Consider the following 18,971-nt stretch of genomic DNA (forward strand, 5'->3'; position numbering starts at 1 on the left):
ACGCCGTCCGGAATCGGATAGGGATATGGAGGAGCTATGCTGACAACCAAAGACCAACCTACCATCTTGTTTATCGGTGCCGGCTCGATGGCCGAAGCCATCATCCGAGGCCTCGTCAAGGGGCCTTTGTTCACCGCCGGCACCATCCTCGCCACAACCCGCACCAACCGGGACAAGGCCGCCGAGCTTGCCTCCCGGTTCGGCATCCGGACAGGCTGCGGCCTGGACGCGACGATCGACTTCCTGCAGCAAGCGGACATCGTTGTCCTCAGCATGAAGCCCAAGGACGTCGCGGCCGCGCTCGCCGAGCTGAAGGGCCATCTGCGCTCCTCCCAGCTGCTCGTGTCGGTGATCGCCGGCCTTACGATGGCGACCATTGCCGCGCTCGTTCCCGAAGGCATGCCGATCGTCCGCACAATGCCGAATACGTCCAGCACGATCGGCCTTGGCGCCACCGGCATCAGCTTCTCGTCCTCGGTGACCGAAGCCCAGCGCGAGCTGGCACTCGCCGTATTCAAGACCACCGGTATGACGGCCGTCGTGGAGGAGCAGCAGCTCGATATCGTGACCGGCGTCTCCGGCAGCGGTCCCGCCTACATCTATTACATGATGGAGGCGCTGATCGGCGCGGGCGTCCGCGGCGGCTTGCCCGAGGAAGAGGCGCGCCGTCTGACGGTGCAGACCGTGCTCGGCGCCGCCCGCATGGTCGAGACGACCGGCGAGAATCCGGCGGAGCTGCGCCGCAAGGTGACATCCCCGAACGGCACGACGCAGGCAGCGATCGACACGCTCGACAGCTACCAATTCCTCGAGGCGGTCCGCAAGGCGGCCATGCGAAGCGCGGAACGCGCCAAGGAGCTGGGAGAGGCGCTGTCCGTCCAGCTGCTTACCGACAAAGCCGAGGCGGCCGGGAATGCGGCATCAATCGTCGGATCCGGCCACGACGGCGGAAAGAGGTGATCCCATGTCCTATTGTGTAGCGACTTATCGGTGTTACGACGAGACAGCCGATTTCGCCAAAAAAGCCGCCGGTATCGCCGTCGGCCTGACCGTCGGCAGCTGGACGGAGCTGCCGGAAGCGCGCAAGGCGGCCATGCAGCCGTATCTTGGCCGCGTGCTCGACGTGCAGGAGCACCGGTCCCCGGACGGCGAGCGGTACGGCGATCTGACCATCGCCTATCCTGACGTCAATTTTAGCCGCGATCTGCCCGCCCTGCTCGTGACCGTCTTCGGCAAGCTCTCGATGGACGGCAAGATCAAGTTGATCGATCTCAAGTTCTCGGACGCATTCCTGTCGGCGTTTCCCGGTCCCCGCTTCGGCATCGAAGGGGTCCGCGAGCTCGTCGGCGTCCATGACCGGCCGCTCTTGATGAGTATCTTCAAGTCCGTCATCGGCCACGACCGCGCCGGCCTGGTGGAGCAATTCGCCCGCCAGGCGCAGGGCGGCGTAGATCTGATCAAGGACGATGAAATCCTGTTCGAGAACCCGCTTACGCCAATCAGCGTCCGGGTGCCGGCCTGCATGGATGTCGTCCGCCAAACGTACGAGCAAACCGGCCAGACGGTTCTGTACGCGGTCAACCTGACCGGCCCGACCTCCGGCCTGGTGGACCGGGCGCGGGAAGCCGTCTCTCTCGGCGCGAATGCCCTTCTCTTCAACGTACTCGCCTACGGGCTCGACGTGCTGCATGAGTTAAGCTCGCATCCCGATATTCAGGTGCCGATTGCGGCGCATCCGGCGATGTCCGGCGCCTTCTATCCGTCCCGCTATTACGGGATTGCGGCTTCCGTCCTGCTCGGCAAGCTGATGCGCCTCGCCGGCGCGGACCTCGTGTTGTTCCCGTCCCCTTACGGCTCAGTCGTTATGCCTCTGGAGGAAAATCTGGCGATTCGACATGCCTTGGTGACGACAGACGGAAACGCCGATTACCGATCGGCCGAGAGCCCAGATGGACTGTCCCTGCGGACAAGCTTTCCGGTTCCGTCCGCCGGCATCCATCCCGGCCTCGTGCCGTGGATTCTCCGCGATTTCGGCCATGACGTCGTGGTGAACGCGGGGGGCGGCGTGCACGGCCATCCGATGGGCGCAGCCGCCGGCGGTCGAGCCTTCCGCCAAGCGATCGACGCTACAATGCAGGGCGTCCGGCTTGCCGATTACGCTGCAAGCCACCCGGAGCTGCAGGCTGCAATCGACGCATGGGGGGTGAAGGAATGACGACACGATCCGGCAAAAAGCCGATCGTCTTTTGCGACTTCGACGGGACGATTACGGTGAACGACAACATTGTGGAGATCATGAAGCACTTTCACCCGCCAGGCTACGAGAAGCTGATGGCGCAGGTCACCCGGCGGGAAATGTCCGTCCGCGAAGGGGTCGGCCGCATGTTCGCACTTCTTCGCTCTGACCAAAAAGAAGAGATCGTCGCCTTCGCCAAAGCAAGCATCCGGATCCGCGAGGGCTTCCCGGAGCTGCTCGCTTACTGCAAAGAGAAGGACATCGACTTTCTCGTGACGAGCGGAGGCATCGACTTCTTCCTGCTGCCCGCCCTCGAGCCGTTCGATCTCAAACCCGAGCAGATCTACTGCAATGCGAGCGATTTTTCGGGCGAGCATATCAAGGTAACCTGGCCCCATCCTTGCGATGAGGAATGCGACAATAACGGCGGCTGCGGCATGTGCAAAACGACGATCATCCGCTCCTACCCGTCCGCCCGGTACGTGAAATTCATGATCGGCGACAGCATAAGCGACTTCCCGGGCTCCAAGCAGGTGGACTACATCTTCGCCCGCTCGCATCTCGCCGAGGAATGCCGGTCGCTGGGTATGCCCTATATGGGCTACGAGACGTTTCATGATGTCATCCGCCAGCTTGACCAATTGCTCGCCAAGGAGGTATTCTGATGTCTGTTTATCTGCTGGAGGACCGGCAGCGCGCATTCGGAGAGCTTATGGAGATCAAGGAGCTCCTCGCCTCGCGCGGCTGGTTCCCCGCGACAAGCGGCAATCTCTCCGTCCGCGTCGGTCCCGTTCTGGACGGTCAATTCCGATTCGCAGTAACGGCAAGCGGCAAGGACAAGTCCGTTCATACTGCGGAGGATTATCTCATGGTGGACGAGAACGGCCAACCGGTGGAAGCGACCTCGCTCAAGCCTTCGGCTGAGACACTCATTCATTGTGAGATTTATAAGGCGACGGGCTGTGGCGCGATCTTCCACGTCCATACCGTTTACAATAACATCGTCTCCGATCTGTTTGGGGACGAAGGAGCTATTCCCATCCAGGGCGTCGAACTGATCAAAGCGTTGAATATCTGGGAGGAGGACGCCCGCATCACCGTCCCGGTGCTTCCGAATTATGCGGAAATTCCGCGCATAGCCGAGCTGGTAGCCGAGGCGATCGTGCCCCGCGTCCCCGGCATCGTGCTGCGCAATCACGGCATCTATGCGTGGGGAGCCAACGCGTTCGAAGCCAAACGCCACCTCGAAGCGTTCGAGTTTCTGTTCGAGCATACGTACCGGACGCGGCTGCTCGGACGTTAATCTGCCTGCGCCTGTCCGCCTCATGCGGCTCAGAGCGTTTCCTAGCATGCCGGAGAACGTAAATCCCGCTTCAAACGACAAACACCCTGCAGGGTCAGCGCCATCGGCCCCTTCAGGGTGTTTTTTTTTTGCGTTGCTATCGTTCATTCGTTTACAAGCTCATGCCTCGCCTACTCACCGGTCAGCTTCTCCGCCTTGTCCGACAGATGCCGGAAAAGCTCGATGAGATGCTGGATGTCCTCCTGGGGAATATCTCCGAACAGGTCATTGAGCAGCGTCTGCCGGCGCTCCTTGAGCTCCACGAGGATTTCCCTTCCCTTCTCCGTAATGCCGAGGTATACGATCCGGCGATCCTCGGCGGAGCGGGAACGTTCAGCCAATCCGGCTTCGATCAATTTGTCCGATATGCCGGTGACGGCGCCGGAGGTGATACATAGATGCTCTGCGAGCGCGGAAATTTTTTGCGGGCCTTCCGTCTGCAGCCTGTTGAGCAGGATGACATTCGTCCGCGAGATATGGATGCCCCGCTTGTTCCACACGCCGTTTATGTTCTTTTGGAAGCGCCGGAACACTTCCTCCAGTTGGTTGATCTCCTCACGCTTGGATATATCGTTCAGCCTCCCTTGCCCTGGCCCAGCCTCCTCGCCGTCCACCGGGCGTTATGCCGGAATGCCGCCGGGTACGCTACTTAGCTGCTAGGTCTCTCTTGACCGGTCCCTCTAGCGGCCGGTCCGGAACCGTTGGGCGTGCTCCTTCGCCTGCTCGACCGAATAGATGCGGTTTCGGCTCCATTCCAGCAGTATGCGGTCGATATAGCGGAAGTGTACCTTGCCCGCGAAGACGGCTTCCTTCAGCGCGGCCAAAATCAGCTCCTGCTTGTAGCTGTCCTGGTCCAGCCACCCGGCAATCGTCTCCAGCTCCATCGGGGTCAGGGGCCGGCCGAATTCCTTCTCGAAGATCGAGAAAATATCCTTGGCGTCGGTCTCCGCGGCCGCCTGCTTGTCCTGCTCCGCCGCACGGCGTTCCCGGTCCGCCCATGCCTCGGCGAGCTTCCGGTATACCCCGTCCAGATTGTAGCGCTCGGACTGGACGCCCGAGACCAGATCGATCTGCTCGTCAATGCTAATCCAGCCGCTCTTCAGCAGCTTCTGAAGCGTCTTGATGACCTGCTCGGGCGTAGCCGCCATCCGACCCTGGATCTGCTCAATCGTCGGAAATTCGAGCTTGTCTTTGTCCAAAAACGCCATCAGCTGAATAATCAGCATCGCTTCGGTTTCATTCAGCTTCAGAGAGGGATAGAGCTTCAGGAACAGATAGGGGACCGGCTGCGTCCCTTCCCGCAACGCTCCCAGCATCCCATCCTCCAGCCGTTTCCATTCCTCCTGCTTCTTCAAAGCACCACCCCGTTCCCCGCTTGTTCCGTACGCATTACGGATACAACCGGTACAGCAGGCGTGGGAACGGTATGGTCTCGCGAACATGGTCGAGACCGCAGATCCAGGCAACCGTCCGCTCCAGGCCGAGGCCGAAGCCCGAATGCGGCACGCTTCCGTATTTGCGCAGATCCATATACCATTGGTATGCCTCTTCGGACAGCTCATGCTCCCGGAAACGCTCCTCCATAAGCTGCGGGTCGTCGATCCGCTGGCTGCCGCCGATGATCTCGCCGTAGCCCTCCGGCGCGATCATATCCGCACAGAGCACAACCTCCGGACGCTCCGGATCCGGCTTCATGTAGAACGCCTTGATCGCCGCCGGGTACTTCGTGATGAAGACCGGCTTTTCGTAGGATTCGGCGATCGCCGTTTCGTGCGGAGCTCCGAAGTCTTCGCCCCACTGAATCTCGTGTCCGTTTTCCTGCAGGAATTTGATCGCGTCGTCGTACGAAATCCGCGGGAACGGCGCTTGGATCTTTTCCAGCTTGGACACGTCGCGCCCGATCGTCTCAAGCTCATGCTTGCAGTTCTCAAGAACCGACTGTACGACGTAGGCGATGAACTCCTCCTGAACTTTGAGGCTTTCATCGTGATTGACGAACGCCATCTCCGGCTCGATCATCCAGAATTCGATCAGATGCCGCCGCGTCTTGGACTTCTCGGCACGGAAGGTCGGGCCGAAAGAGTAAACCTTGCCCAGCGCCATGGCGGCGGCTTCCATATAGAGCTGCCCGCTTTGGGTCAGGTAGGCGTCCTCTTCGAAATATTTGGTATGGAACAGGTTCGTCGTGCCTTCGCAGGAGGATGGCGTCAGAATAGGCGGATCCACGAGGTGGAAGCCGCGGTCATCGAAGAACTGCTGAACCGCCCGGATAATCTGGGAGCGGATAATGAGGATCGCCCGCTGTCTAGGCGCGCGAAGCCACAGATGACGATGATCCATCAGGAAATCGACGCCATGCTCCTTGGGGGTGATCGGGTAATCGTGTGCAATCTGGATCGGCTCGATACCAGTAATACTAAGCTCATAGCCGCTCTGACTGCGCGTGTCCTCGTTCACGACGCCCGTGACGTACAGAGACGATTCCTGGGTCAGATTGGCTGCCGCCTCCCATACCTCCGGCGTCACCTCGCTCTTGACCAGCACGCCCTGGATGTAGCCGGAGCCGTCCCGGAGCTGCAAAAATTGGATCTTGCCGCTTTTCCGTTTATTGTTTAGCCAGCAGCCGATCGTGACGGTTTGCCCGACGTGGCTGCTGACTTCGCGAATGGTGCTTTTGTTCATGCCTGCATCCTTCCTTTGTCCTCAAACTGCCCGTAACCCGGGAGTCTTTATTGTACTATGTTTGCAGACTTTTTGCATGAAGAACCGGACATTCCTTCCACCGCTGCTCCGAAGCGGTTAAGCGATCCGGCCGGTTCCGTCCCCGCGGGCTAGCAGGAGGTGATGGATCTCCTCCTATGACGCCGAACACCACGCTCTGGGCAAAAAAACAGCCTTAGCTCGGGGTCACCCAAACTAAGGCTGTTAGAGCATCGCGCAGGTGCAGCTATCCCGCCGGCAGCAAAGACTGCTTGTCCTGCTTATGCGGAGCTGCGCTGCTTCAAGATCGCCAGCAGATTGCGGAATTGGTCCCCGGAGAGCACTTCTTCCTTCAGCAAAATGCCGAGCGACTGGATAAAGACGGAACGGTACGATTCGAGCACTTCGCGCGTCCGCGCGGTGAGGCTGTCGAGGATGGAGGCATTCGCCTTCATCAGTTCTTCCTTTGTCACCATTTCGCGGTCGACGATGCCAAGACTAGTCAACCCGGAGTCCATCATCATCTTAACGAGGTTCAACGCCTGCTCGAAGTCATTGCGCGAGCCCGTGCTCCGGTTGCCGTAGAACATTTCTTCGGCGACTGCGCCGCCGAGCGCGATCATAATCCGCTCTTCCAAGTACTCTTTGGTGTAGAGGTATTGGTCGTCCTGCGGGTTGTGACGTACGAAGCCGAGCGCCGGACCACGGGGGCTGAGCGAAACCTGAGATACGGTTCCAGGCTTGACCACCTCGGCCATAATCGCATGGCCGAGCTCGTGGTAGGCAACGCGCTCGCGTTCCTCCCGGCTCGTCTCGCGGTCGGTTTTCTCGCCCATCATTACCTTGTCGATCGCGAGCGTCAGATGCCGCTGCTCGATCTTCTCGGCCTGGTCGCGCATCGCGTAGATTGCCGCCTCGTTCATAACGCTCTCCAGCTGCGCGCCAGAGAATTGGAACGATTCCTCGGCAATCTTCTCGAGATTGACCTCGTCGGCCAGCGGCTTGTTCTTCGCATGAATATTCAGGATGTGCAGCCGGCCCTTCTTGTCCGGTAGATCGACCTGAATGTGACGGTCGAACCGGCCCGGCCGCAGAAGCGCCGGATCCAGCATTTCCTTGCGGTTCGTCGCCGCGACGATTAGAATGCGCGGCGTATCCGACGTATGGATGCCGTCCATCTCGGTCAGCAGCTGGTTCAGCGTCTGATCGTACTCGCGGTGCTGGCCGCCGTCGCGCTTGCCGCCGATGACATCAATTTCGTCAATGAAGACGACGGCGCTTTCCTTGTTTTCCTTCTGAGCCATCGTTCTCGCTTTCTTGAATAGATCGCGGATCCGGCTCGCGCCTACCCCTACGTACATCTCGACAAACTCACTACCCGAAGCGGCTACGAAGACCGAGTTCGTGTAATGCGCGGCAGCTTTAGCCATCAGCGTCTTGCCCGTTCCGGGAGGTCCCGTCAGCAGAATGCCCTTCAGCGGACGGATGCCGAATTTTTTAATATCGTCCTGCTTGATAATGAATTCGAGCGCTTCCTTGAGTTCGTGTTTGGCGCGGTCCTGCCCTCCGATCTGGTCGAACGACAGGGGGGCCGGCTTGCGGACGTTTTTGGTGCGGTCCGCCTTGGTGTCCATATTCATTTTGGGGCGTGCCACATACAACAAGGAAACGGCGATAATAGCGACCATCAGAATGGGAATGATATTAAGACCGAGAAACGCAAGAAACAGCAGCACAACGGGAACGATGCCGATCAGAATTTCCTTCCCGTATTTACTCATTAGGCCACACCCCTATCTTAGCCGAGACCCTAGGCAATATGATGAACTTGCTTTTGCCGTTGTAGGTGAGCTCAATATACACATTCTTCGCATCCATCTCGGATTCGGTCTTCAGGCCGGGCAGGCTCGCCGCTTTGTCCGCAAGCGTCTGCGGAATCTGGGCGTATTGGCGCGTCTCCATCGCTTGGGCGATGTCGAATAGTACGACCGACCACCACTTCTCCAGCTCCGGAGAGGATTCGTTCGTGATCTTCACGTCCAGGTTGCGCTTGCCGATGATTCCGGCTCCCTCTTGTTCCAGCTTCTGGTACAGCTCACGCAGGTTTGCCTGCTCGTTCAACTTCAAGTTTATATGAACGGATTCATTCGTTAAATCCATCGTTACATTCTCTACTCCGGGTGCCTCGGAGACGATCTGCGTCAAGGGTGTTTCCATCGCATAGCTCCGATAAACGAACCAGCCACCAAACAACAGGACGCTCGAACAAGCTACAGTCAGTAAGATTGGCAACAATCGCAGCTTCATCGCCACCCACCTTTCTATCCTCTATGATATATAGACAGTATATCACAGAATATATCACGAATGTTAGAATAAAGTGTGAAGAAAAGGAAAGCCGCCCCAGATTGCTCCAAGACGGCTTCCCCCGATTAACGTACGCTTAGTTTGTAAGTATCGATCGGAGATCCGTCTTCGAAATGGTAAAAGTCGTAGTAGTATCTCTCCCCGCCCGCTTCCGGACGCTTATAAAACACTTCCCAAACGAGGACGCCGCCTGTACGGCCGGCGCTTACCCGAAGCACCTCCACGTCCGCTCCCTTGGCCTTGGTGGCCGTCTGCGCCATTTGCGAGGTTACCCCTTCGGACGCGGGTTTTGCAATCATCTCGCCTTCCGACACCCATACGATAACTTCCTGGTCCTCGGCGTTCTTCCCGAACACAACCGTGTACGGCTCGTCCCCCGTGTAGGGCTGGAGCTTGGTGACCGTCGTGACGTGCCCCGCCTGCCTGGCCCTCTCGGCCGCCTGATTCAGCACGGCTTCTTCCTCCGCCTGGATGACGGTGTAATACCGGAAGACGAAGACGAGACAGGCGGCGGCGATGACGCTGAGCGTCCATCCGACACGCTTCCTGGTCAGTACTCGCATCTCTTGTCGCTCCCTCCTCTTACCGGTTCATCAGCGAGGAGAATCGTTTCCCGAATTCCGCTTTGATTTTTTCCTCGTCGAGCGTGACGCATTCGCCGCCGCGTACAATCGCGCGGCCGTCCACGTAGACATCCGTCACGTCCTGTGCAGACGCCGAATAGACGACATGCGAGGCGTAATTGGACGCCGGCTGGAAGTGCGGCCGGTCAATGTCGAGCGCGATAAAATCGGCCTTGGCCCCCGCCTTGAGCACGCCGACGTCGTCGAGCCAGATCGACTTGGCCCCGGCCGACGTTCCCATTTTGAGCGCCTCCCCGGCTGGCACTGCGGTCGGATCGCCCGTCATTCCCTTATGGATGAGGGCGGCGAGCCGCATCTCCTCGAACATGTCGAGGTTGTTGTTGCTCGCCGACCCGTCGGTGCCGAGGGACACGAGAACGCCGGCTTTCAGCAATTCGGGCACCCGCGCCACTCCGCTCGCCAGCTTGAGGTTGCTGCCCGGGTTATGCGAGACCCGGACATCATACTCGGCCAGCTTCGCGATCTCCTCGTCATTCAGATGGACGCCGTGAGCTACGAGGCACGGCCGGCTGAAGACGCCCAGCTTCTCCAGATGGGCAACCGGACGAAGGCCGTACTGCTGGACGTTCTCTTCGACCTCTCGAGCGGTCTCCGACATATGCGTATGGAGCGGAAGATCCAGCTCGTGAGCGGCCTCCACCAGCTTAACGATGTAGTCGGGCGGGCATGTGTATGGCGAATGAGGCGCGATCATCGTGGTGATCCTTCCGTCCGCCTGTCCGTGCCAGTCGCGGGCGAATTGCTTCGCTTCGGCCAGCTTGGCATCCTGCACCTCGGGCGGGCACAGCCCGATGACGCCCCGGGTCAGACAGCCCCGCATGCCCGACTGCTCGACCGCCTGAGCAACCTCGTTCATATGGTCATACATATCCACGAAGCAGGTGGTGCCGCCCTTGACCATCTCGAGAATGGAGAGCAGAGTTCCCCAGCGGACGTCCTCCGCTTCGAATTTGGCTTCATTCGGCCACATCTTCTCCTGCAGCCAAACCTGCAGCGCAAGGTCGTCGCCGATGCCGCGCAGAAGCGACATGGCCGCATGGCCGTGCGTATTCACGAGACCGGGCATGAACAGCTTTTTCCGGCCGTCTACGATTTCGTTTACTGTGTCCGCTTGAACGGGTTTATCCGGCCCGATATAAGCGATACGTCCGTTTTCGACGAGCATGGATCCTTCCACCCACGGGTTCTCCGGATCCATCGTCAGCAATTTTGCGTTTTGAATCAGCAAGGTCGACAATGAACGATTCCTTCCTTTATGTAAATTAGTCCTCTCCTCAAGAGTACAACTAACGGGATGCCAAATCAAGGCGGTTCCCGGCCCGCCTACCGGGCCTTTTGCGCATCCGACGCTTCATTGCTTTTCTCCGGTCCGATGTGCTATTTTTATGGGAGGACTTGCAGTCTTTGAACGCGAGGAAAGGGGCCATAACAACATGCTTGGTAACAAAAATAAGGACGCCGATTTTCTGGCTCTCCTGGTGGAGGCCGCCGAGAACACGCTGGAAGCGGCGCACGTCTTCCGGGAAGCGATAGTAGGTTCCGCTCCCCCTTCCGCTTTTTACAGCCGGCTTAAGGATTTGGAGAACAAAGGCGACCAGATTACCCATACGATCTACAAGGGCTTGAACCAAGTTTTCATTACGCCGATCGATCGGGAAGACATCATGGAGCTCGCCATGAAGGTGGACGATGTCATCGACGGGATCGAGGCGACGATCGCCCGGTTCGATTACTTGAATATTGAAACGACGGACAGCTTCATGAAGGACTTCTCCGCCGTCATCGTCTCCTCCTGCCAGCACATTCTGGATGCCTTCAAGCTTCTGACGAAGAAGAAATTCGCCCAGATCTCCGAGCATACGGTAGCGATAAACAGCGACGAGAACGAAGGCGACCGGCTGATGAGGGAAGGGATCCGGACCATCTTCACTAATCCGAAGGATCCTTATCACGATTTCAAGCTTAAGGAGCTGTACGAGCGGCTCGAGCAGACGACCGACGCCTGTGAGGATGTAGCCAACATACTGGAGAGCGTAGTGCTGCGCTACGGCTAATCCGGCCATCCAGCTCTCTATAACAGAAAGAAGGGGCGGCTGCGCATGAGAAGCGCAGCCGCCCCTTCTTCCTTCACGACGGACCAGAACCGGCTTTCCGTGTCGGGTCCCATGTGGACAGCTACATAGATCTTATGCGACGACCGCGATTCGGTGTGCCACCGGAGAACGGTCGCCTTTTTTTACGCCCTTTTCTTCGCGACTAGCTGATATGCGCAAGAATATTCACTAGCTTATTATAGGGATCGCGGACAAAAAAACGACGAACCCCCCATGGTTCATTCACCGGTCCATATACAATGGGGAATCCGGCTTGCTGCATTCGTTCGTAAGCTTCCTCTATGTCATCCACTTCAATAGATAGCTCTGGCGTCTCGGTTCCGGAGCCTCCTTGTGAGGCAACGCTTATTTGAACTTGGCTGTACTCCTTCGAACCATAGGTCGCTATCCAGCCGTGGTCCATCAATAGGGTAAGACCTAGAGCGTCTTGATAGAAAGCTCTTGCTTTCTCCATCTCGGGCGTATGAATATTGGGAACGATCCGTTTAACAATCATCTGTAGCCCTCCTTTACATCCGCCTATTTACCGATACCCAGGGAAAAGGCCTAATCACCATCAAGAGACCCTTAACGACCTCCATATTATCCCACATTGGTTCCTCCGTCAAATCCGGACACGTGCATCACAAAAACCCCCCTCCTAGCCTACAGGGGGATCCTGTCGGTAGAAAGGGGGTTGCTTCATGGGGCGTCACGATGTCTCTTGGCCAGGCTGGCATGAAAGTGGACCAGCCGTACGTAGGAGCCCCGCGGCTCCTACGCAGGCGGCTCTCCCCCTAGGCGCATCCGTCCAAGGATATCCTGAGGGGCTCTCCCGCTCCAACAGCCGTTAGTCCAGGTAATAAGCGAGGCTTTGCAGCTCGGCCGTAAAATCGGTATGGTGGACCCTAACATGGGAGGGCACCTTGAGCACGACCGGAGCGAAGTTCAATATCGCCTCGATGCCGGCCTCGACGAATTGGTCCGCCACCCCCTGCGCCTCGGCAGCGGGTACGGTAATGATGCCGATGCGGATCTTGTCCTGTCGGATCGTCTCCGCCAGCTTGTCCATCGGCTGGATGACCAGATTGTGGATCTTGGCCCCTACCTTGTCGGGCGTCGCGTCGAAGACGGCGGAGATCTTCATTTGGTCCTGCTTGTAGGCATTATAGTTGCACAAGGCTCGCCCCAGGTTGCCCGCTCCGACGAGCACGACCTGGATCGTCTTGTCGAGCTTGAGAATTTGGCGGATCTTCTCGATCAAATATTCGACGTCGTAGCCGATTCCCTTCTTCCCGAATTCCCCGAAGTACGCGAGATCCTTGCGGATTTGGGCCGGATTGAGATCCAGCTTGCTCCCAAGCTCCTGCGAAGAGACCGTCGTGACGTTCATTCGGCTTAGTTCTGTTAAAAAACGGAGGTAAATCGGCAGCCGCCGCACGACTGCCTCTGAGATGCGTTCCGTCTTCATTCCTGTCCTTCCTCCATCCATTGCCGGATCCGGGGCACCATCTGATGGGTCGGCATATGCTCGATCTTGGGCCCCGGAAGCGAGTATAGAAAATATTTGCCGTAGCTCGTGTCGATCACCCGGGTATCGTACAACAGGACGATTCCTTTGTCGCTGGCGCTGCGCACGAGCCGCCCGAAGCCCTGCTTGAACCGGATGACCGCCTGCGGCACGGAGAGCTTCAGAAACGGGTTCTTGTTCTGCTTCTTCAAGCTCTCGCTCTTCGCCTCGGCCACCGGATGGTTCGGCGGCTGAAACGGCAGCCGGACGATCGCCAGGCACGTGAGCGCCTCGCCTGGGATATCGACGCCCTCCCAGAAGCTGCTTGTGCCGAGCAGGACGGCGGCACCGCTGTCCTGGAACATGCGCGTCAGCTTGCTCCGGTTGAAGCTGTCCATCCCCTGGCCCAGCACCTGGATGCCGAGCGGTGCCAAACGCTCCTTCAGCTCGGGATAGGCCTGCTTAAGCATCCGGTAGGACGTGAAGAGGACGAGCATGCGTCCCTTGGTTGTCTCCGCCACCTCGGCGAGCGACTGGACCAGCTTGTCGACGAAATACGCTTCGCCGCTCGCCCCTTTGATGTTGGGGAAGTCGCGCGGAATACAGACGAGCGCCTGCTTGCGGTAATCGAACGGAGACGGCAGCATGACCGTCTTGAGCTTATCCGACTTCGCGAGTCCGATCGAATCCGTTGTATAGTCGAACGACTTGTCTACGGATAGAGTAGCGGAGGTCAGGACGACGCTGTCCTTCTCGTCGAAGAAATATTGCTGCAGATACGGACTGACGTCCATCGGAACGGCTATGAGATGAAGCGATTTGGCTTTGAACTGCGGGCTCGCTTCCATCCAGTAGACGTAATCCTCGTCGGACCGCTTCATGAAGAAACGAAGGTTGTCGCGATGCCGGTACAAATCCTTGAGCGTACCGGTCAGATCGGTGACGAGGCTCTTGATGTCGAGTTCGTCCTGGACGTCCTTCAGTTCCTGCAGCAATCGCTCGAGCTGGCGCAGCGCGTCGGTCAGCAGGAGGAAGAGGTTGTCCTCCATGCCGCCGAGCAGCGTCCATTCCGCAGGAAGGGCCTCCCCCTTGAGCCGGAGCACGAGTCCCCCCGTCTCGCTGGAATCCGCCTGACGGCCGCCGATGAGCGAATACAGAGCATCCGTGAGTTCGTCCCACTGGGTCCGCACCTCGGTCAGCAGCTCATAGACGCGCTCAATGACGGCCCCCCAGGCGGACGTGCGCTCCCCCGCCTCTCCCTCTCCTTGCTGCAGCTTTATGCGCAGCTGCGGCAGCTGGCCGGTTCGCGAATCCTTATAAAGCCACAGCAGCGTGTTGAAGAAGGACAGGTAGCTGACCTCCGTCCCCATATGCTTGCTCGCCACTTCCTCGAAGTGGTGGGCTTCGTCGACGACGAGATGCTTGTAGCCCGGCAGCAGCCTGTGCTCGGCCTTCACGTCGGTGAAGAGCAGGGAATGATTCGTTATAACCACGTCGGCTTTGTTCGCCTGGTGGCGGGCACGGTGGTAGAAGCACTTTTTGAACCAAGGGCAAGCCTTGTTCAGGCACGAATCGGCGTCGCTCGAGACGCTACGCCAGAATTCCGCCCCCTTGCCGCTGTTCAGATGCAGCTCCTCCTCGTCACCCCTCGCCGTTTCGCTGAGCCAGACGAGCATCTGAGCCGCCGTAATCCGGTCATCCTTCGGGAAGACATAGTCGCCCAGCGTGACCTTGTTCTCAAATTTGCGCAGACACAGATAATGGCTTCTGCCCTTGAGCACGGCAGCCTGAAACGGCACCGGAAAGATCTCCTGCAGAATGGGCAAATCCCGCTCCTGCAGCTGCTCCTGCAGATTGATCGTATGCGTGCTGACGAGGATCTTCTTGTCCTCGCGGATGCCGTGATACAGCGAGGGGATCAAGTAACCGAGCGACTTGCCTGTTCCCGTCCCCGCTTCGATCAGCAGATGCTTGTCCTCCTCGAACGAGCTCGCTACTTCCCGCAGCATAATCTCCTGCGCCTCGCGGTCCTCGTACTGGGCGAACTTGCTCCGCAGCCGGTTCTTGATTTCCTCGTAGAACTGCTCGAACGGCACTTGAGCGGCCGAGCGATCGACCGGAACGGCCTCCTCGTTCTCCTCGCCCCAGTCGTCGACGTTCAGGGCGAACTGCCGGTAATACCGGCGGTCGTCCTCCTCACCGGTCGCCAGACTCTCCCCCCGCTCCGCCATTTCCTGCAGGAACCAGGCCAGATCGCTGTTCGCGTAATCGTTCTCGAAGATCGCCGCCATTCGCTGAACGACTAGAAGCGGCAGCTCCTCAAAGCGACCAAGGCACTGGAGCCAAATCTCGGCAGTCGCCTCCGCGTCCGAATCCGCCTGGTGAGGGCGCTCGTGCCGGATTCCCAGCGCGTCCGTGACGTTCGACAGCTGAAGGCTTCCCATCGTCGGATACAGAATCCGCAGCAGGTCGATCGTGTCGAGCACCGGCCCGGAGAACGGCATATAGCCGCTCGCATCGAGCGCCCGTTGCAGAAAGCCTAGATCGAAATGGACGTTGTGGGCCACCAGCGCGCAGTCGTAAAGCATCGGCTGCAGCTCCATCAGCACCTCGTCGATCCCGGGAGCGTCCTTGACCATCTCGTCCGTAATGCCGGTTAATTGGGTGATAAAGGGCGGTATGGCTACCGATGGCTTCACCAGCGATGCATAACGCCCGACGATACGTTGTTCCTCTATAAGAATAAGACCAACCTGGATGATTTCGTCCGCAGGCTGGCCTCCCGTTGTTTCGAAATCCAATACGGCATAGTTCATGTCGCCTTGTTTCCATCCCTTCCCTTGCGCCTGCTTTCTTAGCATACCAGACTGGCACAAAAAAAGGGAGCGGGAAAATCCTCCCCTCCCTCGCTACATAAGCCGCTTTCCGACCTGCCCGACGACGGAGCCCTCCACGCACGCGGGGTCCTCCAGGTAAGCCTGCTTGAAGCATTCGAGCGCTTGTTCGAGATTGTCGTTCTCGACATGAATGCAGCCCATCGCCGTGTACGAGATGGCCTTGACCCGGCCGTTGTCGGTCAGCGGCAGCAAAAACAGAAACTGTCTCATCGCCTCTCCGTGATGCCCGAGCTGGAGATGGGACATGGCCAGATAGATGCGCGCCAGTAAAAAGTCCGGATGCCGCCGAATCAGCTCGTTCAGCTTGCCGGCGGCGCGGTCGAACATGGATAATTTATAATACCCTTGGGCTTGCACGAATTCTTCCTGCTGGGGCTCCTCTAGGCTTATGGCCGAGGCGGCGGCTGTTGCTGCAGCCGATTCCTCACCCTCCGGCTCGAAGGTGGATTCCCCAGCATGCTGCCGGATGATGGCCATGACCTGGCCCAGCTTCTCCTCGAACAGGAGCCATTCTTCGAGACAGCTGTCTCCCATTGCCTTGAGCACGAGCAGCTGCTCCTGCAGAAACCGCTGCTCTTCCTCGGATGCCGCTTCGTAATCGGTCATAATGTCGGCCAACACGTCATGCATGGTCGCAAACAATGGTTTAAACATTCGTCATCCCACCCTGTATGCGGAGTCGCACGCGGCCTATCCCTCGTGTACCCTCATTGTGCGTCAAGGGGGGTGGTTTCATACCTGCCTATGTCGCCCTGCCCGCCCCTCCCGACATGTTGGGAACCGGGCCGGAGCGTTGCCCGGACGCCGACTTAAGCGGTCGTGGAATGGGGCTCCTGATGCAACAGCCTGTCGATCTTGTTGCCGGCTCCCATGATCGCCACTTTGGGCGCATGGGTCCGGATCTCCTCCTCGTTCAGCAGAGCGTAGGAGATGATGATGACGATATCGCCAGGCTGGACGAGACGGGCCGCCGCGCCGTTTAGGCAAATAACGCCGGAGCCGCGGGGACCCGGTATAATATAGGTTTCAAAACGCGCGCCGTTGTTATTGTTGACGATCTGCACCTTTTCGTTCGGCAGCATATCGACCGCCTCGAGGAGGTCCTCGTCGATCGTAATGCTTCCGACATAGTTTAAATTGGCTTCCGTAACGGTTGCCTTGTGCAGCTTCGCTTTCATCATGGTTCTAAGCATGGACCTCGGCCCCTTTCTTCTCGTTGTTCCATGGCAGCAGGACGTTGTCGATGAGCCGCGTCTTGCCGTAGCGGACCGCGCAGGCGACGAGCAGCCGGTCATCGCCGGGCAGCTCCTGCCGCATAGCTTCCTCTGGGGTCAGCAGGGACGGATAGGTCAATACCTCGACATAGTCGATATCGGCCAGCGGCGACCGCTGAATGCCTTCCATGATGCGGTCCCGCAGTGCGGACGGATCGGCGTTCTCCGCGAGCCACGTCTCCGCCTGCCGGAGCGTACCCGGCAGACTGAGCGCCTGCCGCCGCTCCTCGTCACTCAAATAGACATTGCGGGAGCTCAGCGCGAGTCCGTCAGCGTCCCTCAAGGTCGGACAGGGAACGATCTCAGTCGGCATGTTCAGATCGCTCGTCATCTGCTGCACCACCGCCACCTGCTGGGCGTCCTTCATGCCGAAGTATGCACGGTCCGGCTGCACGACGTTCAGCAGCTTGGACACGACTGTGGCGACGCCGTCGAAGTGGCCGGGCCGGGAGGCACCGCACAGCCGCTCGGTCAAGCCGGACACGGCGACCGTCGTCCGGATCGGACGCGGATACATCTCCTGGGCGCTTGGCAGGAAGACGAAGTCGACGCCGCACTCCTCCGCAAGGCGCAGATCCTTCTCTTCATCACGCGGATATCGGTCGAAGTCTTCGTTCGGTCCGAATTGCAGCGGGTTAACAAAAATGCTCAGCACGACCGTGCCGCATTCCTCTCGCGCCTTCTTCAGCAGGCTCGCATGTCCCGCGTGTAGATAGCCCATCGTTGGGACGAAGCCGACGCCCGCCAACCCGTTCTCCGAGCGGCGCGTACGCCTTTCGGCCAGCTCATGTCTAAGTTCTTGAATGGTACGTACCGCTTTCATGGTCTCCCTCCCTTTCCACTATGTCTCAGTTCTTACTGCCGTATAGATAAGCGGCGACGTCCTGCTCTCCCTTGAACGAATGGGAAGCGTCCGGGAATGTCCGCGCTTTGACATCCTTCACATAGCCGGAGAGACCGTCGCGGATCTGGCTGCCGATATCGGCATACGTCTTGACGAATTTCTTCGGATAGGTTTCCGAAGCGTACTGCAGGAGGTCGTGGAACACGAGCACCTGTCCGTCACAGCTTGGTCCCGCGCCGATCCCGATGGTCGGAATCGACAGCTCCTTCGTCACCAGCTCCGCCAGCTCCTCCGTGACCAGCTCGAGCACGACTGCGAACGCGCCGGCCTGCTCGAGCGCTTTGGCGTCCTCCAGCAGCTTGGCCGCCTGCTTTGACGTCTTGCCCTGCACCTTGAAGCCTCCGATCTGATAGACCGACTGGGGAGTCAGCCCGATATGTCCCATAACGGGCACACCGGCCTTGGTGATAGCCTCTACCGTGTGGGCGATCTCGGTGCCGCCCTCCATTTTGATCGCCTTGCACAGCCCCTCCTGCATGAGTCGCGCCACGTTGGCGAGCGTCGTATCCAGGCTCCCGTGATAGGTCATGAACGGCAAATCCGTGACGACGAACGTGTCGGGCGCTCCCCGCGTAACCGCGCGGGTATGATAGATCATGTCATCGAGGGTTACCGGCAGCGTCGATTCATAGCCCAGCACGACGTTCCCGAGCGAATCGCCTACCAGGATGACGTCGATGCCCGCCTCTTGCGCCAGACTCGCCGACGGATAGTCGTAGGCGGTCACCATCGTAATCGGGTCGCCGTCCTTTTTCATTCGTTTCATACGCGAGGTCGTGATCGGTTTCTTCTCCATCTCCATTCTCCCTTCTTTTCTCCCGCCATCCGTTTGCTTGTTCTCTCTCTGAGCTTGAACATAAAAAAACCTTTTAGCCGCAACTAAAAGGAGGTCATGAATACATAGAAACACACTGTATTTATGATCCTTCTGTCTCGGTCCTTACGGCTCAGAGCAGAATCCGACATAAATGCCAATACGCTTATTAAGGATAGTATCATTGTGT

19 protein-coding genes are annotated in these 18,971 nt (G+C 58.7%); 5 read left to right on the forward strand and 14 right to left on the reverse strand.

Translation table 11 applies throughout. The features are described from left to right. Positions 1-36 precede the first annotated feature (36 nt). Genes proC through mtnB form a run of 4 tightly spaced genes read left to right on the forward strand, consistent with a single transcriptional unit; the run spans position 37 to position 3,539 of the window. Complete coding sequence (gene proC / locus KJS47_RS03410; protein WP_213522788.1) at positions 37-960, forward strand: pyrroline-5-carboxylate reductase; 924 nt, start codon at positions 37-39, stop codon at positions 958-960. Positions 961-964: 4 nt separating this feature from the next. Continuing rightward, positions 965-2,215, forward strand: a complete 1,251-nt coding sequence (locus tag KJS47_RS03415) for a 2,3-diketo-5-methylthiopentyl-1-phosphate enolase (RefSeq protein ID WP_213522789.1) — start codon at positions 965-967, stop codon at positions 2,213-2,215. Further along, positions 2,212-2,901 carry a 2-hydroxy-3-keto-5-methylthiopentenyl-1-phosphate phosphatase gene (locus tag KJS47_RS03420; protein WP_213522791.1) on the forward strand — a complete coding sequence of 230 codons (690 nt, stop codon included), beginning with the start codon at positions 2,212-2,214 and terminating at the stop codon, positions 2,899-2,901. Before KJS47_RS03415 ends, KJS47_RS03420 begins: the two co-directional genes overlap by 4 nt. Beyond that, positions 2,901-3,539 carry a methylthioribulose 1-phosphate dehydratase gene (mtnB, locus tag KJS47_RS03425; RefSeq protein ID WP_213522793.1) on the forward strand — a complete coding sequence of 213 codons (639 nt, stop codon included), beginning with the start codon at positions 2,901-2,903 and terminating at the stop codon, positions 3,537-3,539. Before KJS47_RS03420 ends, mtnB begins: the two co-directional genes overlap by 1 nt. A 170-nt stretch (positions 3,540-3,709) precedes the next feature. Here the strand turns inward: mtnB and KJS47_RS03430 are convergent, their stop codons facing one another. The 7 genes from KJS47_RS03430 to KJS47_RS03460 all read right to left on the reverse strand — a co-directional run bounded on the left by KJS47_RS03430 (position 3,710) and on the right by KJS47_RS03460 (position 10,487). Then, positions 3,710-4,192 carry a MarR family winged helix-turn-helix transcriptional regulator gene (locus KJS47_RS03430; protein WP_213522795.1) on the reverse strand — a complete coding sequence of 161 codons (483 nt, stop codon included), beginning with the start codon at positions 4,190-4,192 and terminating at the stop codon, positions 3,710-3,712. A gap of 66 nt (positions 4,193-4,258) precedes the next feature. Then, the gene (locus KJS47_RS03435; protein ID WP_249716081.1) at positions 4,259-4,933 is read right to left on the reverse strand and encodes a DnaD domain-containing protein; all 675 of its coding nucleotides are present in this window, start codon (positions 4,931-4,933) and stop codon (positions 4,259-4,261) included. Between the two features lie 34 nt (positions 4,934-4,967). After that, positions 4,968-6,260, reverse strand: a complete 1,293-nt coding sequence (gene asnS / locus KJS47_RS03440; protein WP_213522797.1) for an asparagine--tRNA ligase — start codon at positions 6,258-6,260, stop codon at positions 4,968-4,970. A gap of 299 nt (positions 6,261-6,559) precedes the next feature. After that, the gene (locus KJS47_RS03445) at positions 6,560-8,059 is read right to left on the reverse strand and encodes an AAA family ATPase (RefSeq protein ID WP_213522799.1); all 1,500 of its coding nucleotides are present in this window, start codon (positions 8,057-8,059) and stop codon (positions 6,560-6,562) included. After that, a complete protein-coding gene (locus KJS47_RS03450) occupies positions 8,052-8,495 on the reverse strand; it encodes a hypothetical protein (protein WP_249716084.1) in 444 nt (147 codons plus the stop codon). Before KJS47_RS03450 ends, KJS47_RS03445 begins: the two co-directional genes overlap by 8 nt. Before the next feature lie 215 nt (positions 8,496-8,710). Continuing rightward, positions 8,711-9,208, reverse strand: a complete 498-nt coding sequence (locus KJS47_RS03455) for a cell wall elongation regulator TseB-like domain-containing protein (protein ID WP_213522803.1) — start codon at positions 9,206-9,208, stop codon at positions 8,711-8,713. Between the two features lie 19 nt (positions 9,209-9,227). After that, positions 9,228-10,487, reverse strand: a complete 1,260-nt coding sequence (locus KJS47_RS03460) for an amidohydrolase (protein ID WP_213524946.1) — start codon at positions 10,485-10,487, stop codon at positions 9,228-9,230. A gap of 235 nt (positions 10,488-10,722) precedes the next feature. Here KJS47_RS03460 and KJS47_RS03465 point away from each other — a divergent pair, with 235 nt between their 5' ends. Continuing rightward, the gene (locus KJS47_RS03465; protein WP_213522805.1) at positions 10,723-11,343 is read left to right on the forward strand and encodes a DUF47 domain-containing protein; all 621 of its coding nucleotides are present in this window, start codon (positions 10,723-10,725) and stop codon (positions 11,341-11,343) included. A 202-nt stretch (positions 11,344-11,545) separates the two neighbouring features. Here the strand turns inward: KJS47_RS03465 and KJS47_RS03470 are convergent, their stop codons facing one another. The 7 genes from KJS47_RS03470 to panB form a co-directional block, all read right to left on the reverse strand. Continuing rightward, positions 11,546-11,899, reverse strand: coding sequence for a VOC family protein (locus KJS47_RS03470; RefSeq protein WP_213522807.1), 354 nt, complete (start codon positions 11,897-11,899; stop codon positions 11,546-11,548). Positions 11,900-12,232: 333 nt separating this feature from the next. Further along, complete coding sequence (locus KJS47_RS03475) at positions 12,233-12,853, reverse strand: redox-sensing transcriptional repressor Rex (RefSeq protein WP_213522809.1); 621 nt, start codon at positions 12,851-12,853, stop codon at positions 12,233-12,235. Beyond that, positions 12,850-15,708 (reverse strand): ATP-dependent DNA helicase DinG, encoded by a 2,859-nt coding sequence (gene dinG / locus KJS47_RS03480; RefSeq protein WP_213522810.1) that lies wholly within the window; start codon positions 15,706-15,708, stop codon positions 12,850-12,852. The genes KJS47_RS03475 and dinG overlap by 4 nt, the downstream gene beginning before the upstream one ends. A gap of 93 nt (positions 15,709-15,801) precedes the next feature. Next, complete coding sequence (locus KJS47_RS03485) at positions 15,802-16,443, reverse strand: tetratricopeptide repeat protein (protein ID WP_213522812.1); 642 nt, start codon at positions 16,441-16,443, stop codon at positions 15,802-15,804. Positions 16,444-16,598: 155 nt separating this feature from the next. Next, positions 16,599-16,982 (reverse strand): aspartate 1-decarboxylase, encoded by a 384-nt coding sequence (gene panD, locus KJS47_RS03490; RefSeq protein WP_213522813.1) that lies wholly within the window; start codon positions 16,980-16,982, stop codon positions 16,599-16,601. Next, entirely contained in the window at positions 16,975-17,886 is a 912-nt protein-coding gene (gene panC / locus KJS47_RS03495; RefSeq protein WP_213522814.1) for a pantoate--beta-alanine ligase, read from the reverse strand. The genes panD and panC overlap by 8 nt, the downstream gene beginning before the upstream one ends. Before the next feature lie 25 nt (positions 17,887-17,911). After that, positions 17,912-18,769, reverse strand: a complete 858-nt coding sequence (panB, locus tag KJS47_RS03500) for a 3-methyl-2-oxobutanoate hydroxymethyltransferase (protein WP_213522815.1) — start codon at positions 18,767-18,769, stop codon at positions 17,912-17,914. Between the last annotated feature and the right edge of the window lie 202 nt (positions 18,770-18,971).

Origin of the sequence: Paenibacillus sp. J31TS4, from assembly GCF_018403265.1 — a bacterium.
Classification (GTDB): domain Bacteria; phylum Bacillota; class Bacilli; order Paenibacillales; family NBRC-103111; genus J31TS4.

What these genes read in the sequence shown, in the direction of transcription:
- KJS47_RS03470 (WP_213522807.1), bottom strand. Translation starts at nt 11,899, where the DNA reads ATGATTGTTAAACGGATCGTTCCCAATATTCATACGCCCGAGATGGAG.
- asnS (WP_213522797.1), bottom strand. Translation starts at nt 6,260, where the DNA reads ATGAACAAAAGCACCATTCGCGAAGTCAGCAGCCACGTCGGGCAAACC.
- dinG (WP_213522810.1), bottom strand. Translation starts at nt 15,708, where the DNA reads ATGAACTATGCCGTATTGGATTTCGAAACAACGGGAGGCCAGCCTGCG.
- panB (WP_213522815.1), bottom strand. Translation starts at nt 18,769, where the DNA reads ATGGAGATGGAGAAGAAACCGATCACGACCTCGCGTATGAAACGAATG.
- KJS47_RS03415 (WP_213522789.1), top strand. Translation starts at nt 965, where the DNA reads ATGTCCTATTGTGTAGCGACTTATCGGTGTTACGACGAGACAGCCGAT.
- KJS47_RS03460 (WP_213524946.1), bottom strand. Translation starts at nt 10,487, where the DNA reads ATGGATCCGGAGAACCCGTGGGTGGAAGGATCCATGCTCGTCGAAAAC.
- KJS47_RS03445 (WP_213522799.1), bottom strand. Translation starts at nt 8,059, where the DNA reads ATGAGTAAATACGGGAAGGAAATTCTGATCGGCATCGTTCCCGTTGTG.
- mtnB (WP_213522793.1), top strand. Translation starts at nt 2,901, where the DNA reads ATGTCTGTTTATCTGCTGGAGGACCGGCAGCGCGCATTCGGAGAGCTT.
- proC (WP_213522788.1), top strand. Translation starts at nt 37, where the DNA reads ATGCTGACAACCAAAGACCAACCTACCATCTTGTTTATCGGTGCCGGC.
- KJS47_RS03455 (WP_213522803.1), bottom strand. Translation starts at nt 9,208, where the DNA reads ATGCGAGTACTGACCAGGAAGCGTGTCGGATGGACGCTCAGCGTCATC.
- KJS47_RS03475 (WP_213522809.1), bottom strand. Translation starts at nt 12,853, where the DNA reads ATGAAGACGGAACGCATCTCAGAGGCAGTCGTGCGGCGGCTGCCGATT.
- KJS47_RS03465 (WP_213522805.1), top strand. Translation starts at nt 10,723, where the DNA reads ATGCTTGGTAACAAAAATAAGGACGCCGATTTTCTGGCTCTCCTGGTG.
- KJS47_RS03485 (WP_213522812.1), bottom strand. Translation starts at nt 16,443, where the DNA reads ATGTTTAAACCATTGTTTGCGACCATGCATGACGTGTTGGCCGACATT.
- KJS47_RS03450 (WP_249716084.1), bottom strand. Translation starts at nt 8,495, where the DNA reads ATGGAAACACCCTTGACGCAGATCGTCTCCGAGGCACCCGGAGTAGAG.
- panD (WP_213522813.1), bottom strand. Translation starts at nt 16,982, where the DNA reads ATGCTTAGAACCATGATGAAAGCGAAGCTGCACAAGGCAACCGTTACG.
- panC (WP_213522814.1), bottom strand. Translation starts at nt 17,886, where the DNA reads ATGAAAGCGGTACGTACCATTCAAGAACTTAGACATGAGCTGGCCGAA.
- KJS47_RS03420 (WP_213522791.1), top strand. Translation starts at nt 2,212, where the DNA reads ATGACGACACGATCCGGCAAAAAGCCGATCGTCTTTTGCGACTTCGAC.